This window comes from Arthrobacter senegalensis (assembly GCF_059091765.1).
In genome coordinates this window covers 407,069-421,890 of the sequence record NZ_JBNHGZ010000001.1, presented here as the reverse complement: position 1 = coordinate 421,890, position 14,822 = coordinate 407,069, and the positions used below count along the sequence as shown (strand labels likewise).

The 14,822-nt window shown below is 68.7% G+C and carries 13 protein-coding genes; 10 read left to right on the top strand and 3 right to left on the bottom strand.

The features are described from left to right. Positions 1 to 147: 147 nt before the first annotated feature. The 7 genes from mtrA (at position 148) to secA (ending at position 10,201) form a co-directional block, all read left to right on the top strand. Entirely contained in the window at positions 148 to 825 is a 678-nt protein-coding gene (gene mtrA / locus AC5RVG_RS01910; RefSeq protein ID WP_493989146.1) for an MtrAB system response regulator MtrA, read from the top strand. Next, on the top strand, positions 826 to 2,520 hold the full coding sequence (gene mtrB, locus AC5RVG_RS01905; RefSeq protein WP_494012514.1) for an MtrAB system histidine kinase MtrB: 1,695 nt from the start codon (positions 826 to 828) through the stop codon (positions 2,518 to 2,520). It begins immediately after the preceding gene. Beyond that, a complete protein-coding gene (locus AC5RVG_RS01900; protein WP_494012513.1) occupies positions 2,501 to 4,228 on the top strand; it encodes an LpqB family beta-propeller domain-containing protein in 1,728 nt (575 codons plus the stop codon). Before mtrB ends, AC5RVG_RS01900 begins: the two co-directional genes overlap by 20 nt. 108 nt (positions 4,229 to 4,336) lie before the next feature. Continuing rightward, positions 4,337 to 5,188 carry a ComF family protein gene (locus AC5RVG_RS01895; RefSeq protein ID WP_494012512.1) on the top strand — a complete coding sequence of 284 codons (852 nt, stop codon included), beginning with the start codon at positions 4,337 to 4,339 and terminating at the stop codon, positions 5,186 to 5,188. A 240-nt stretch (positions 5,189 to 5,428) separates the two neighbouring features. After that, positions 5,429 to 6,151 carry a ribosome hibernation-promoting factor, HPF/YfiA family gene (hpf, locus tag AC5RVG_RS01890; protein WP_494000220.1) on the top strand — a complete coding sequence of 241 codons (723 nt, stop codon included), beginning with the start codon at positions 5,429 to 5,431 and terminating at the stop codon, positions 6,149 to 6,151. A 28-nt stretch (positions 6,152 to 6,179) separates the two neighbouring features. Beyond that, positions 6,180 to 7,430, top strand: a complete 1,251-nt coding sequence (locus AC5RVG_RS01885) for a winged helix-turn-helix domain-containing protein (protein ID WP_494012511.1) — start codon at positions 6,180 to 6,182, stop codon at positions 7,428 to 7,430. A 44-nt stretch (positions 7,431 to 7,474) separates the two neighbouring features. Next, positions 7,475 to 10,201 (top strand): preprotein translocase subunit SecA, encoded by a 2,727-nt coding sequence (gene secA / locus AC5RVG_RS01880; RefSeq protein ID WP_494012510.1) that lies wholly within the window; start codon positions 7,475 to 7,477, stop codon positions 10,199 to 10,201. A 9-nt stretch (positions 10,202 to 10,210) separates the two neighbouring features. Here the strand turns inward: secA and AC5RVG_RS01875 are convergent, their stop codons facing one another. Both AC5RVG_RS01875 and AC5RVG_RS01870 read right to left on the bottom strand, forming a co-directional pair. Next, the gene (locus AC5RVG_RS01875; RefSeq protein WP_494012509.1) at positions 10,211 to 10,834 is read right to left on the bottom strand and encodes an Rv3235 family protein; all 624 of its coding nucleotides are present in this window, start codon (positions 10,832 to 10,834) and stop codon (positions 10,211 to 10,213) included. A 97-nt stretch (positions 10,835 to 10,931) separates the two neighbouring features. Then, a complete protein-coding gene (locus tag AC5RVG_RS01870) occupies positions 10,932 to 11,651 on the bottom strand; it encodes a LysM peptidoglycan-binding domain-containing protein (protein WP_494012508.1) in 720 nt (239 codons plus the stop codon). A gap of 157 nt (positions 11,652 to 11,808) precedes the next feature. Here AC5RVG_RS01870 and AC5RVG_RS01865 point away from each other — a divergent pair, with 157 nt between their 5' ends. Further along, complete coding sequence (locus AC5RVG_RS01865) at positions 11,809 to 12,369, top strand: hypothetical protein (RefSeq protein WP_494012507.1); 561 nt, start codon at positions 11,809 to 11,811, stop codon at positions 12,367 to 12,369. 4 nt (positions 12,370 to 12,373) lie between these two features. Here AC5RVG_RS01865 and AC5RVG_RS01860 read toward each other — a convergent pair whose 3' ends face one another. Beyond that, positions 12,374 to 12,589: a helix-turn-helix domain-containing protein gene (locus AC5RVG_RS01860; RefSeq protein WP_493979122.1), complete on the bottom strand. Its 216-nt coding sequence runs from the start codon at positions 12,587 to 12,589 to the stop codon at positions 12,374 to 12,376. Positions 12,590 to 12,825: 236 nt separating this feature from the next. Between AC5RVG_RS01860 and AC5RVG_RS01855 the strand changes: the two genes are divergently transcribed. Together AC5RVG_RS01855 and AC5RVG_RS01850 are read left to right on the top strand one after the other, a co-directional pair. Beyond that, a complete protein-coding gene (locus AC5RVG_RS01855) occupies positions 12,826 to 13,473 on the top strand; it encodes a hypothetical protein (RefSeq protein ID WP_494012506.1) in 648 nt (215 codons plus the stop codon). Further along, positions 13,470 to 14,783: a CpaE/TadZ family protein gene (locus AC5RVG_RS01850; RefSeq protein ID WP_494012505.1), complete on the top strand. Its 1,314-nt coding sequence runs from the start codon at positions 13,470 to 13,472 to the stop codon at positions 14,781 to 14,783. The genes AC5RVG_RS01855 and AC5RVG_RS01850 overlap by 4 nt, the downstream gene beginning before the upstream one ends. Positions 14,784 to 14,822: the final 39 nt, after the last annotated feature.

Genomic DNA, 14,822 nt, shown 5'->3' with positions numbered 1-14,822 from the left:
TCCGGCGAAGTGTTAGCCTCTCATCAGCCTATAGTTTCGGTCCGCCAGTTCCTACCATCCCGGCGCGGGCCCGCCGTGGGCGCAGTGTCGGTGTGCCCTGTGCGTCGTTACGTCAGGGATGAGGGGAATAGGGAACAATAGGGAGATATGAAGGCACGCATTCTGGTCGTAGACGACGACGAGGCCCTGGCCGAGATGATCGGCATCGTGCTGCGCAACGACGGATTCGATCCCGTGTTCTGCGCGGACGGCGCGCAGGCCCTCGAGGTCTTCCGCAGCAGCAAGCCGGACCTGGTGCTGCTCGACCTGATGCTCCCGGGGCTGGACGGCATCGAGGTCTGCCGCCAGATCCGTGGCGAATCGGATGTTCCCATTGTCATGCTGACGGCCAAGTCGGACACCTCCGACGTGGTCCGGGGCCTGGAATCCGGTGCCGACGACTACGTGCCCAAGCCGTTCAAGCCGGCAGAACTCGTAGCCCGGGTGCGCGCGCGCCTGCGCCCGGGCGACCAGCGGGCGCCCGAGACCCTGCGGATCGCCGACGTGGTGATCGATGTTGCCGGGCACGTGGTTCACCGCGGGGACGAGAAGATCTCGCTCACCCCGCTGGAATTCGACCTGCTGGTGGCCCTGGCCCGGAAACCCTGGCAGGTCTTCACCCGCGAATTGCTGCTGGAGCAGGTCTGGGGCTACCGCCACGCCGCAGACACCCGCCTGGTCAACGTTCACGTCCAGCGGTTGCGCTCCAAGATCGAACGCGATCCGGAGGCCCCCGAAGTGGTGCTCACGGTGCGCGGCGTCGGTTACAAGGCCGGCCAAGGGTAAGTGGAGCCGGTTCTCAGCCGGTGGACAGCCAAGCTGAAGGCGGCAGCTGAGGCCGCTTGGCATGCCACGCTGCGGGCCCGCGAGTTCCTGAACCGGAAATGGCGGCGGTCGCTGCAGTTCCGCACGGTGACCGCCGCCGTCCTGCTCACCGCCTTCGCCTTCATGGGCGTGGGCGCGTTCCTCTCCAGCCAGATCGCCTCCGGGCTCTACCAGGAGCGGGTAAACCAGGCGGAGGCCGAGTCCCGGCGCGGGCTGTCCCAGGTCAAGACAATCTTCGAGAGTTCCTCTGCCAGCGACCGGGCGACCGTCTCCAGCATGGTGGCGGACACGCTGAAACTGCTGGAAGGCACCGGCGCCGAAGCGCCGCGCTACTACCTGCTGACGCCGCTGCCGGGCGGCCAGAACCTCTACGTGTTCAGCCAGTCGAACACCTCCATCACCGCCAACATCATTCCGGAGGGGCTGGCCCGTGAGGTGGCCACCGGCACCGGGCAGTACCGACAGGCGCTCGCGCTGCCCGTGGGCGACAGTGATGTCCCGGCGATCGGATTCGGCACCAAGGTGTCGTTGCCGCCGGGCAATTCGTATGCGCTGTACCTGATCTACGACCTCTCCTCGGTCCAGCAGACCCTGGACTTCATTCACCGGGTGCTCTGGATCGGCGGCGGGCTGCTCCTGATCCTGGTCGGCGGCATCGTCTGGCTGCTGACCCGCGCCGTCGTGCACCCGGTCAGCCAGGCAGCGATCGCCTCGGAGAAGCTGGCGGCAGGACAACTGCAGGAGCGGCTGGAAGTCCGGGGCGAGGACGAACTCGCCCGGCTGGGGGCCTCCTTCAACCACATGGCCAACAGCCTGCAGGAGCAGATCACGCAGCTGGCGGCGCTGTCCGAAATGCAGCAGCGGTTCGTGTCCGATGTGTCGCACGAACTGCGGACGCCGCTGACCACGGTCCGCATGGCCGCGGAGGTGCTGTACGAATCGCGCGGGGACTTCGATCCCATCAACGCCCGCTCCACGGAACTGCTGTACAACCAGGTGGAGCGTTTCCAGGCGCTGCTCGCCGACCTCTTGGAGATCTCCCGTTTCGACGCCGGTGCTGCCGCCCTGGACGCGGAGCCGACCGATCTGGTGGAGATCGCCCGCACCGCACTCGACGCCGCCCAGCCGCTTGCGGAGAACAGCGGGTCGGAGCTGCGGCTGATTGCCCACGAGCCGCGCTGCATCGCGGACATGGACCGCCGCAGGATCGAACGCATCCTGCGCAACCTGATTGTCAACGCGCTGGAACACGGCGAAGGCAAACCGGTGGAGGTCACGGTCGGGGCAACCGAGGACGCCGTGGCCGTCTCGGTGCGGGACTACGGCATCGGGATGACGCCCATGGAAGCCTCCAGGGTGTTCGACCGCTTCTGGCGTGCCGACCCGGCCCGGGCTCGGACCACCGGCGGCAGCGGTCTGGGGCTGTCGATTTCCACCGAGGATGCCCGCCTCCACGGCGGCTGGCTGCAGGCGTGGGGCGAGCCGGGCAACGGTGCCTGCTTCCGGCTCACGCTGCCGCGGCACAGCGGCGGCACGCTCACCCATTCGCCGCTGCCGCTGCCACCGGCCGGCGCCTCCGCGTGGCACGGCCAGCTGGTGGCCGAGAATGTGCTCCTCGAACAGCAGGAGGAAAACGGTGTTCCGGATCCCAGCTGAGCCTGCCCGCCCCTCCCGGCTGCGCGCCGTCGTCGTCATGCTCTGTGCCATGCTGGCGCTGGTCTCCTGTTCCTCCATCCCGATGTCGGGGCCGGTGGGCACGGTCCAGGCCGATTCGGGCGAAACCGGGGGGACCGGCTACACCTTCAACCCGCCGGGGCCGTCGCCGGGGGACTCCCCGCAGCAGATCGTCGCCGGCTTCATCCAGGCGGGCACGGCCACGCAGGACGATTACCGGATTGCGCGCGAATTCCTCGCCCCGGACCTCGCCGGCGAATGGCAGCCGGTGCAGCGGACGCTGGTGTACCGGAACGTCGTGCGGATTGTCGGATCGCCGTCCGAAACCGAATTCGTGCTCCAGGTGGAGGTCGATGCCACGATCAACGAGTCGGGCGTCCGCACCCAGGCCGAGGAAGGGGCCACCGAATCGCTGCCGGTGGAACTGGCGCAGGTGGACGGCGAATGGCGGATCTCCAGCGTTCCGGACGGGACCATGGTCTCCACGGTGGACTTCCGCACCTTGTTCTCCCCGTTCAACCTGTACTACTACGACCCGACGTACACGTATGCGGTGCCGGACGTGCGCTGGTTCGCCAACCGGCAGGGCATCTCGGCGGCCATCGTGGCTGCCATGCTGGAGGGGCCCGCGCCATACCTGGCCGGCGCCGTGATCAGTGCCTTCCCGGAAGGCTCGCAGCTGGTTCGGCGGGCCGTACCGATCGAATCGGGGGCTGCCAGCGTGGACCTGTCGGCCGAAGTCCTCACGGGCACCACGTTCCTGCGCCGGCAGCAGATGCAACAGCAGCTGGAACTGACGCTGGGAGAGCTCAATACCGTCTCCACCGTCCAGATGACCGTGGACCAGCGGGAAGTGGACCTGGGCAATTCCCCCGATCCCCAGTTCCAAGCCGCGGTGACGGACCCCGCGGTCGGCAACGTGCAGATCGGGGTTTTGGACGAGGAACTGGTGTTTTACGAAGGATCGCGGCCGGTCAAGCCGGAGGACCTGCCGTCCGTCAGCCGGCTGCGCCCGCGCGAACCGGCGATGTCGCTGGACCAGGAACGCTTTGCCTTCCTGACCGCCGAGCGCAACCGGATGTTCGTGATCGGCGAGGACCGCCGCGCGGTGGAGGCGGCAACCGGAAGCAACCTCACCGGACCCAGCGTCGATCCCTTCGGCTGGGCCTGGGCGGCGGCCGGCGACGGCAGCGGGAAAGTCTCCGCGGTTTCCGTCGAGGCGCCGGACGAATCGGTGGCGGTCAGCGCCCAATGGCTGACGGAGCGGACCGTGACCGAGCTGCAGATTTCACGTGAAGGTTCCAGGGCGCTCATCACCACCCGTGAAGGCGAGAGCACCTCGGTCTACGTTGCCGGCGTCGTCCGCGACCAGGACGGCCGGCCCCGGGGCATCACCACCCCCAAGCGGCTGAACCCCTCGGTGCCGGTGGACTCGGGCGTCTGGGCGGACGAGGATACCGTCGTCGTCATGCAGGCCTCGCCCGACCAAGCGGTGACTGCGGAGGTGCTGAACCTGGACGGCAGCACCCTGCGGACCGCGCCCCTGCAGGGGATGGTGGAGATCAGCGCCGGCAACGGCGACCAGGACGTGTACGCCCAGACCAACGAGATGCTCTACATCCGCGTCGGCAACAGCTGGGCTCCGCAGCGAAATTCCCCGCTGGTCATCGATCCGTCCTTCCCCGGATAGCCCCGCCTCCACAGCGGCCGCAGCACCGGAACACTCCACAGCCGGCGCCCGGGCCGCCCCGGGCGGGCGGGGGCGTGGCCAGGCTGAAGGGATGGCGGGGACACGGTGATGAAGGTGACGGCGGACGTGGGCATCCGGCTGGACAGGCTGTATTTCAGCCGGGCCGCGCAGGCGCTGCGGATCTGGTCCGGCCAGTTCGGCCGGCTGCTGCTGCCGACCGACTGCGTGGCCTGCGGTGCGACGGATTACGTCCTGTGCGCTGCCTGCAGGCGGCGCCTGCGGCGCTCGACGGTGCGACCGATCGCCGTGGAGCAGGACGCCGGCTCCTTGCCGCTGGACGAGGCAGGCCGGCCGCTGCCGGTGACCGCCGGGGGACCCTACCGGCGTGAACTGTCCCAAGCCGTGCTGGCCTTCAAGAACCACGGCCGGACCGAGTTGGCGCCGGTGCTGGCCGTCGTGCTGGCCGGAGCCCTGGACGCGGCCGCTGCACGTGCGGGCCGGCCCGCCGCGGCGGTGCTGGTCCCGGTTCCCTCGCGCGGCAGCTCCCGCCGGCGCCGCGGCTACGATCCGCTTCAACTGCTGCTGTCCCGCCTGGCCCGGCAAGGCCTGCTGCCGGCCGGCCTGCAGTTGCTGCCCGCCGTCCGCCAGGTGGACCCGGCGCGGCGCCTGCAGCGGCCGGGTTCCCCGGGCGGGCAGAAGTCGCTGGGCCGGTCGGCGCGGCAACGGAACGTTGCCGGCAGCATGGCCGTGCCGCCGGGGTACGCACCCCTGATCGCCGGGAGGTGCTGCCTCCTGGTGGACGACGTGCTCACCACCGGTGCCACGATGGGTGAGCTGGCCCGGGCCCTGCGTGCCGCCGGCGGACATCCCCTGGGCGGAGCGGTGCTGGCAGCCGCCTCGGCCCCGGCCGGGCCCGCCGGCCGGGATGCGGGCCGGGAAGCCGCGAGCGGGCCCTCGTGAGCGCCGCGGAATGACGCGGGGTGTAACGATTATGCAGTGCCGGCTGCACCGGCCCTCGGAGTGCCCTCGGACATCGTCGGCAAATGTTGTAGATATTCGTGGGTAAAGGGTGAATAAAAGGTGTCCGTGATCTAACGTGAAGTATGGGCTCCCGCGAGGGAGGCAACCCGTCTTCAGCGGCTGAAAGGAGTTTCTCTTTTCGGTCGCTGTTGTGTCATCTAGGCAATTATGGAGGGCACCATGGAATTCAACATCAACGGCCGCAACCTGTCCGTTTCGGATCGGTTCCGCGAGTACGCTGAGGAGAAGATCTCCAAGATCGAGCAGTTGGGCGACAAGGTCCAGCGGCTTGATGCCAAAGTCACCAAAGAGGCCAATGCCCGCAATGCCGAAAGCTCGATGACCGTCGAGCTCACCGTGCTCGGACGGGGCAGCGTGGTCCGCGCCGAGGCCAAGGCCGCGGACAAGTTTGCAGCTTTCGACATTGCCTATAACAAGCTTTTGGAGCGCCTGCGCCGCGCTCGGGACCGCCGCAAGGTCCACCACGGCCGTCACACCCCGACCGCCGTCCATCAGGCCACCGCCACGCTGGAACCGGCCAGCTCGGACATGCCGCTGCACGAAGCAGCGCTGGCTGCGGCAACTGCCCAGGACCAGGCCGAGGACCGGACCGGCTACGACATCGACAACGATGTTCCCGCCGGAGACTCACCGGTGCTGATCCGCCGCAAGGTCTTCCCGGCCGCGTCCATGACTCTCGACGATGCCGTGGACAACATGGAACTGGTGGGACACGACTTCTACCTGTTCATCGACAAGGCGACGAACGCACCCAGCGTCGTCTACCGCCGTCGTGGCTGGACGTACGGCGTGATCACCCTCGACGCCGATTGCAGCGCCGAAGAAGCCAAGGCGCGCGAAGAGGTGCTGGCCTACCGCGCGTCGGCGGGCGCCAAGGCCTGACAGCGCCGCGGCTGCCTAGTATGAAGGCATGACAGCCCGCATCACTCCGGCCCAGGCCCGCCGCATTGCGCTGGCGGCGCAGGGCTTGGTTCAGGAACGGCCCACCGGCCTTGTCACGGCAAGGCAGGTGGGCCGGACCTTTGACCGGCTGCGGCTGCTGCAGATTGACTCCGTGAACGTGCTGGTGCGCTCGCATTACCTGCCGTTCTTCTCCAGGCTCGGCGGCTACGACGTTGACATCCTCCACCGGTTTGCGGGAAAAGCGCCGCGCCGCATGATGGAGTACTGGGCGCACGAAGCCAGCTATATCAAGCCGCAGGACTTCGCCGACCTCCGCCAGTGGCAGCGGCGCCGGTGGGTTGGCGCCGCCGGCATGGACCCGGTCCTCGTCCAGGACCTGACCGCCAAGATCCTGGACACGCTTTCCTCCTCGCGCGGCCTGACCGCCCGGGCGGTCGCCGACCGGATCGGCCATGACGCGCACCAGCCGAAGACCGACTGGGGCTGGAACTGGAACGCGGTCAAGCGGGTGCTGGAGGACCTCTTCGAACAGGGGCTGGTCAGCGCCGCCGCGCGGACTCCCCAGTTCGAACGGCTCTACACCCTGACCGAGCGGGTGCTGCCAGCCCCGCACGACGCACAGTACCGGCCCGATCCTGAACAGGCGATGCTGAGGCTGATCGAGGCCGCCGCGCTGGCTCACGGCATCGGGACCGTCAAGTGCTTCGCCGACTACTTCCGGGTGCCGGTGCGGGCGGCCGCCGACGCGGTGCGGACCCTGGAGGCGGCCGGAAAGCTGGAAGCGGTGCAGGTGGATGGCTGGAGGGGCGACGTGTACCTGCACGCCGAGGCGGCCCGGCCGCGCCGCGCCACCGGCAGGGCACTCCTGAGCCCCTTCGATTCCTTGGTGTTCGAACGCCAGCGGGTGGAGCGGCTGTTCGGCTTTCGCTACCGGATCGAAATCTACACGCCGGCGCCGAAGCGGACCTACGGCTACTACGTCCTGCCGTTCCTGCTGGGGGACCGGCTGTGTGCCCGCGTGGACTTGAAAGCGGACCGGGCCTCGGGCAGGCTCGTGGTCCGGGCTGCGCACGCCGAAGACGACGCCCCGCCCGGAACCGCCGCGGAGCTGGCAGCCGAGCTGGCCGGCATGGCCGAGTGGCTGGCGCTGGACGCCGTCGTGGTTCAGGAGAGCGGCGGTTTGGCCCCGGCCCTGGCCCGTGAGAGCGCGAAACGGCCGCCGGGAACCAAAACGCTGCGGGACTCGTCTCTCACGTAGACTGAACGAGCCAGATTTCTGCGCAACTGACTGGGAGCTATGTAGTGCCAACGATTCTCGAGCGTGTGCTTCGTACCGGCGACAAGAAGACGCTGAAGAGGCTGCGCGGCTACGCCGATGCGATCAACGTCCTGGAAGAGGACTTCAAGTCCCTCACGGATGCCGAGTTGCGCGGGGAAACCGACACGTTGAAGCAGCGCTACCAGGACGGCGAGCTGCTCGACGACCTGCTCCCGGAGGCATTCGCGGCCGTCCGCGAAGCCGCCAGCCGCACGCTCGGCCTGCGCCACTTCGACGTCCAGCTGATGGGCGGCGCAGCCCTGCACATGGGCAACATCGCGGAGATGAAGACCGGCGAAGGCAAGACGCTGGTGGCCACCGCGCCCGCCTACCTGAACGCGCTCACCGGCAAGGGCGTCCACGTGGTGACGGTCAACGACTACCTGGCCGAATACCAGTCCGACCTGATGGGCCGTGTTTACCGCTTCCTGGGCCTGACCAGCGGCTGCATCCTGTCGAACCAGAACCCGGCGACGCGCCGCGAACAGTACGCGGCGGACATCACCTACGGCACGAACAACGAGTTTGGCTTCGACTACCTGCGCGACAACATGGCCTGGAGCCGTGACGAACTGGTCCAGCGCGGACACCACTTCGCGATCGTGGACGAAGTCGACTCGATCCTGATCGACGAGGCCCGCACCCCGCTGATCATTTCCGGCCAGGCCTCCGGCGACGTGAACCGTTGGTACACCGAATTTGCGCGCGTCGTGATGCGGCTGAAGGACACCGAAGACTACGAAGTCGACGAGAAGAAGCGTACCGTCGGCGTGCTGGAATCCGGCATCGAAAAGGTCGAGGACTACCTCGGCATCGACAACCTGTATGAATCGGCGAATACGCCGCTGATCGGGTTCCTGAACAACGCCATCAAGGCCAAGGAGTTGTTCAAGCGGGACAAGGACTACGTGGTGCTCAAGGGCGAGGTGCTCATCGTCGATGAGCACACCGGCCGCATCCTGGCCGGCCGGCGCTACAACGAAGGCATGCACCAGGCGATCGAGGCCAAAGAGGGCGTCGAGATCAAGGCCGAGAACCAGACGCTGGCCACGGTGACCCTGCAGAACTACTTCCGCCTCTACGGCAAGCTCTCGGGCATGACCGGCACCGCCGAAACCGAAGCGGCCGAGTTCATGAGCACCTACAAGCTCGGCGTGGTTCCGATCCCGACGAACAAGCCGATGGCCCGCATCGACCAGTCGGACCTGATCTACAAGAACGAAGTCGCCAAGTTCGACGCCGTCGTGAAGGACATCGCCGAGCGCCACGAAAAGGGCCAGCCGGTCCTGGTGGGCACCACCAGCGTGGAGAAGAGCGAGTACCTGTCCAAGCAGTTGGCGAAACAGGGCATCCGGCACGAAGTGCTCAACGCCAAGAACCACGCCCGGGAAGCGGCCATCGTCGCGCAGGCCGGCCGCAAGGGGGCCGTCACGGTGGCCACCAACATGGCCGGCCGCGGTACGGACATCATGCTCGGCGGCAACGCCGAGTTCAACGCGGTGGCCGAATTGGAACGCCGCGGCCTGGACCCCGCCGCGAACCCGGAAGACTACGAGGCCGCCTGGCCCGCAGCCCTGGCAGCGGCGCAGAAAGCGGTGCAGGCCGAGCACGACGAGGTCAAGGAGCTCGGCGGGCTCTACGTGCTGGGCACCGAACGGCATGAATCACGGCGCATCGACAACCAGCTCCGCGGCCGCTCCGGTCGACAGGGCGACCCGGGCGAATCCCGCTTCTACCTCTCCCTGACCGATGACCTGATGCGGCTGTTCAACTCGGGCGCGGCCGAACGCATCATGAACTCCTCCCGCATGCCCGACGACGTGGCGTTGGAGTCCAAGATGGTTTCCAAGGCCATCCAGAACGCCCAGGCACAGGTCGAAGGCCGGAACGCCGAGCAGCGCAAGAACGTGCTGAAGTACGACGACGTGCTCAACCGGCAGCGCGAGGCAATCTACAACGACCGGCGGCGCATCCTGGAAGGCGACGACCTGCACGAGAAGGTCGCGTTCTTCCTTGAGGACGTGGTGACGGCGATGGTCAACGAAGCCACCGCTGAGGGCCATGGCGACGACTGGGACTACGAGCAGCTGTGGACCAACCTCAAGCAGCTCTACCCGATCGAACTGACGATCGACGAGGTGCTGGAGGAAGCCGGCGGGCGCTCGCGGGTCACGGCGGATTTCCTGCGCGCGGAAATTGTCTCCGATGCCAAGGTCGCCTACGCCCAGCGTGAGCAGACGCTCGGCTCCGAGACCATGCGCGAACTGGAGCGGCGCGTGGTGCTCTCGGTGATCGGCAGGAAGTGGCAGGAGCACCTCTACGAGATGGATTACCTCAAGGAGGGCATCGGACTGCGGGCCATGGCCCAACGCGATCCGCTGGTCGAATACCAGCGCGAGGGATTCGTGATGTTCCAGGCCATGATGGAGTCCATCCGTGAAGAGAGCATCGGCTATCTCTTCAACCTCGAGGTCCAGGTTCAGCAGCCGGCCGAGGCGACGGTTCCCGGGGTCGCCGACGCCCGGGCGGCGGCGGCGCCGCAGATCACCGCGGCCGGGCTGGAAGCTCCGCAGCGGCCGGCGGCCCTGCAGTTCACGGCGCCCAGTGCATCCGGGGAAGCCGAGACACGGGTCGAACGCCAGGCCCCGGCCAAGGCGGCAGCGCCCGCCAGGGACAAGCGCCCCGCCAAGAGCGGCAAGCGCCGGAAGTAGTTTGGGGGTTCAGCCGATCTCCAGGGCCGTGACCTTCCACAGTCCGCGGATCCACTCCAGCCGCAGCGCCACCGCGCGTATCCGGCGGGTCTCGGCCACCACCAACGACGCTTCATAGGCGCTGTCGGCGGCACGGCACACCCGGGCGGAGCGGACCACCGGGCTGCGGTGCAGCCGCAGCGGTGCCCGGCCATCGGAACGCAGCTGCGCCTGGTGGGCCCTGGCGATGTCTGCCCGGTGCACCAGCTTTTCGTAGCTGGCGGGGTCCAGCCAGCGGGCCAGCTGTTGGACCGGCCGTATGCCGGAGACGGCCTCCAGGCAGGCCTGCGCCACGGACCGGGCCATCGCCGTGACGTGGAGCAGTTCGGCCTCCGCCTCGGGGTCCCCGCCCACCGGCAGCGGAACGGGACGGGGCACTGCGGCGGGTCCGGCCGTCCCGCGGGTGTCATCCGGTCGCCTGGGCTGCAACCGGATGACGGGCGCAAAGTAGCCGTCCGGCCCGGCCGGTTTGACCCGCCGTACCGTCAGGGGCCGGGGCGCCCCGCTCGCCGGTGCCAGCGTGTCCAGGCGCGCGCTCGCCGCGGCTTCTTTCTCCGGCGTCTGCACAGCCGGGAGGTGTCGCACGTTGTCCATGTCCTGCCCTTCCTTCCACTGGTACTGCCTTGGCTTCCAGCCGCGCCACACAGCACGGCTCCCGTGTGCGTCTCTCGGCCGCTTCCGGAAAGCTTCACTATCCGGGCGGAGGCACGACGAGCGTTTGCCCGGGTTTGATCAGGGAGGGGTCGTGACCGATGAGGGTTTGGTTGGCGGCATACCACTCCGGCCAGCGCTCGGCGATTTCCACGTCGGTCGCCAGCGGACCGAGCTCGGCGGCCGCGAGCTGCCAGAGGGAATCGCCGGCGGTGACGGTAACCAGCCGGGGTGCGTCGGAGGCTTCCCGGGTTGGCGGCTTGGCGACGGCGCCCGGGGCCGCGGCCGGGGGAGCGGGCTTCCAGGAGGGGTCCACCGGAGGGTTTTCCGGACCGGCCAGGCCGTCCGGCTGCCATCGGGGATCCACCACGGCGGCGCTGGACGCACCGGTCCCGGCCGCGGCTTCGGCCGGACGCGTTGCGGCCGCCCCATGGGCGCCCGCGACCACCACCAGATTGAGGCCGACGACGGCGCCCGCCAAGCGCCGCAGGAACGCGGGACTCCACGCGGCCGACCGGGCCGCCAGGCGGCTGTGGCCGGTCCTGGCCAGCACCGCGCAGGCCGCCGCTGCCGCCATGCCCAGGAGCAACCAACAGAGCACGGCCGCGCCGGCTCCGATCGACAGGAGCGCCAGCAGGTCCTGATAGTTCTGCGAAGGCCACGCGGCGCCGGTGGCCAGCTCCCTCCCGGCGAGCACCAGCACGGCGGCGCAAGCCGTCACCAGCCCTGTGGTTGCCAGATCGGCGGTGGTTCTGAGCATGGGAAGCGCCTCCGGAGAGAAACGTGTTACTGCCGTTTGATGTAGTTTGGTTATGTTTAGTGCTGTTTGTTTTCCAATAGTGGCAGCTTCAAACACTTGTTGTAAAGCAGTCGGTTTTCCGTTGACGGTATGTGGTGCAGGTTCCTAGGCTGGCGCCATGCGTTGGGACGCCCTGTTTGCCGATTTGGAGACCCAGCTACACGCCGCAGACCGGCTGGAGCTGGAAGCGGAGGTAAACGAGCGCGCCCGGATCGAGCTGGCCGCGGTGGGTCTGGCCGACCGGCTTCGGGGGCAGCTGGGCAGCAGGTTGCGCGTCCGTGCAGGCGCAGACCTCAGGTTCGAGGGGACGCTGGCCCATGTCGGATCAACCTGGTTGGTGCTTACCGAGGGAGTGCGGAGCGTGCTCCTGCCGTTGGCCGCTGTCCAACTGCTCGAAGGAATGGGCCGGCATGCGGTTGCCGACTCGACCGGGGCGCGTCGGCTCGGGCTCGGATCCGCCCTGCGTGCCCTTGGCCGCGACCGCTCACCGGTCGCGGTCTACCTGTCGGGCGGCCCCGGCATCCCGGCGGCCGAGGGGGTGGTCGACAGGGTCGGGGCGGACTCCTTCGACCTCGCGGCGGTGCCGTCGGGCGAGGACAGGCGCGCGGCAAATGTCCGGTCGGTCTACACAGTGCCCTTCGCGGCCATTGCGGCCCTCGTGTCGCGCAGCCCGGACTGAATGCTCATTCCGTGGTGGACTTGGCCTCTTCGATCAGCCGCCGCGTCTGGGCGTACTTGTCCTGGATGTACTGGTCGAGCATGACCTGCTCGACGCGCCATTGGCCCCGGCCGCCGATCTGGATGGCGGGAAGTTCGCCGCTGCGAACCAGGGCGTACGTCTGCGACGAGGAGATCTGCAACTCCTCCGCCACATCGGACAGGGTGAGGAACCGCGGCATGAGCTGATCCTTCGAAGCGGGGACGGTTTCATCCATTATGGCATCGTTTGACGTCGTTTGGTCCAACTGGCCCCGTTGGTTCTGAAAAGTTTTCCCCAGATCCGGCCCGGGGGACCGCGGCGGTTCCCTTTCCCCTGGGCCACGGCCAGAATGGTGCCACCCGCGGCCTCGGGGCCGACTCTCGGAGCGCAGCCTGGCTGTCTCCTGGGCGCGGGAATAAGGGGGGAGGAAGATCCGTGAGCGCTGCCATCGCAGAAAAAACCGTCGCACAGCGGTTGAAACGCCCGTCGTGGAAAGATCCCCGGTTGCTGGTGGGGCTGCTGCTCATGGCGGCTTCGGTGGCCGGAGTCGCAGCGCTGGTCAACAGCGCGGATAAGACCACCGGTGTCCTGGCGGCCAGGACGGACATCGCGGTGGGACAACCGATCTCCGCCGCCGACGTGGTCGTCGTCGACGTTCGGCTGGGCGAGGCGGGCAGCCTTTATCTGCCGGCAGCAACGGGGTTGCCGGCAGATGCCGTCGCCACCGCGCTGGTCCGGGGCGGTGAACTGCTGCCGGCTTCCGTGCTGGGTGCCGGCGACGACTTGGACCGGAAACCGATCGGCCTGAGTATCGAGAGCCCGTTGCCCGAGGAGGCCGGTCCCGGTTCCCGGGTCGATGTATGGGTGTCGCTGCCCGACGGACGCAACGGTTTCAAGGAGCCGGAGAGGCTGCTCGAGGCGGCCGAGGTGTCGCAGTTGACGCGCGCCACCACCGCTTTCGGCTCGTCCGGGGCGGAACGGCTGCACGTCCTGGTGGGGGATGACACCATGCCGGCGCTGCTGCATGCCCTCGCCAACGGGGCACGCATCAACGTGGTACTCAACCCGGCCGGTACTCCATGAGTCTGCCGGTCGTCACGCTGGGAACGGCGGCCGCCGACTTCGTGACCGGCCTGGAACGGCTCCATGGGCCTGTCACCGTGGTCCGGCGCTGCACCGACCTCGCGGAGTTGCTGGCGGCGGCGCAGTCCGGGCTGGCCCGGGCGGCCATCGTGGCGGGCCGGACGAGGGAGCTCGACGGCAGCGTGCTGGAGCGGCTGCACGGCGCCGAGGTGTCGGTGGTGGCGTTGACCGACGACGGCGGGGAACGCCTCCGGCTCGAAGCGCTCGGCATCCGCACGGGTGCCGCAACCGTTGAGCCCGTGGCCCTGGCAGCACTGGTGGCCGAGTCCGTCGCGCAGCTGCGCTCGCTGACGGCGGCCAAAGCGGCAGCAGGAGCCGCCGTCCCGGGACGGGCGGGGCTGGCCGACCCCGCCCGGTCCCTGCGGCCGCACGCCGCTGCAGTTGAACCGCCGGTACCTGCAGGGGCCAAGGGTGAACTCGTCGCGGTGTGGGGTCCGGCCGGGGCGCCGGGACGCACCACCGTGGCGGTCAACCTCGCCGCCGAATACGCCGCCGCCGGCCGGCGGACCCTGCTGATGGATGCGGATACCTACGGGGCCAGCGTCGCCGCGTTCCTTGGCCTGCTCGATGAATCTGCCGCACTTGCCCACGCCTGCCGGCTGGCGGACCAGGGCGTGCTGGACAGCCCGGCCCTGGAACGGGTCTGCCTGAAGGTAGCCGTGGCCGGAACCTCGATGCTGGTGCTGACCGGGATTACGAGGGTGGACCGGTGGACCGAGCTGAGGCCGTCGGCGCTCGGGGCGGTGCTGGACGTGGCGCGGGCGGTGGCGGAGACCGTCGTCGTGGATTGCGGTTTCTCGCTGGAACACGACGAGGAGCTGAGCTTTGACTCGATGGCGCCGCGGCGCAATGGTGCCACATTGCGGGTGCTGGAGGCGGCGGACCGGGTGCTGGCCGTGGGCAGCGCGGATTCGGTGGGGCTGCCGCGGCTGGTCCGCGCGCTGGACGAACTGGCGCATGCCGTCCCCTCCGCCTCGGCCGAAGTGGTGCTCAACAAGGTTCGGGCGGCGGCGGTGGGAGCCCGGCCGGAAGCACAGTTGCGGGAGGCCTGGGAACGGTTCGTGCCGGCCGCCGGCGTCCCCGCCCTGCTGCCGTCCGATACCGCCGCAGCCGATGCCGCCCTGCTGGGCGGCTCGGTCCTGTTGGAATCCGCGCCGGGCTCTGCGCTGCGGCACGCCATCGCCGGGCTGGCCGGAAGCCGGCCGGCGCCGCCCAGGCGGGGAATCCGCCGTCGTGCCCGCTCAAAGTGAAGTTTTGAACGCGCCGCGTTAGGCTTGCCGAAGGACCGC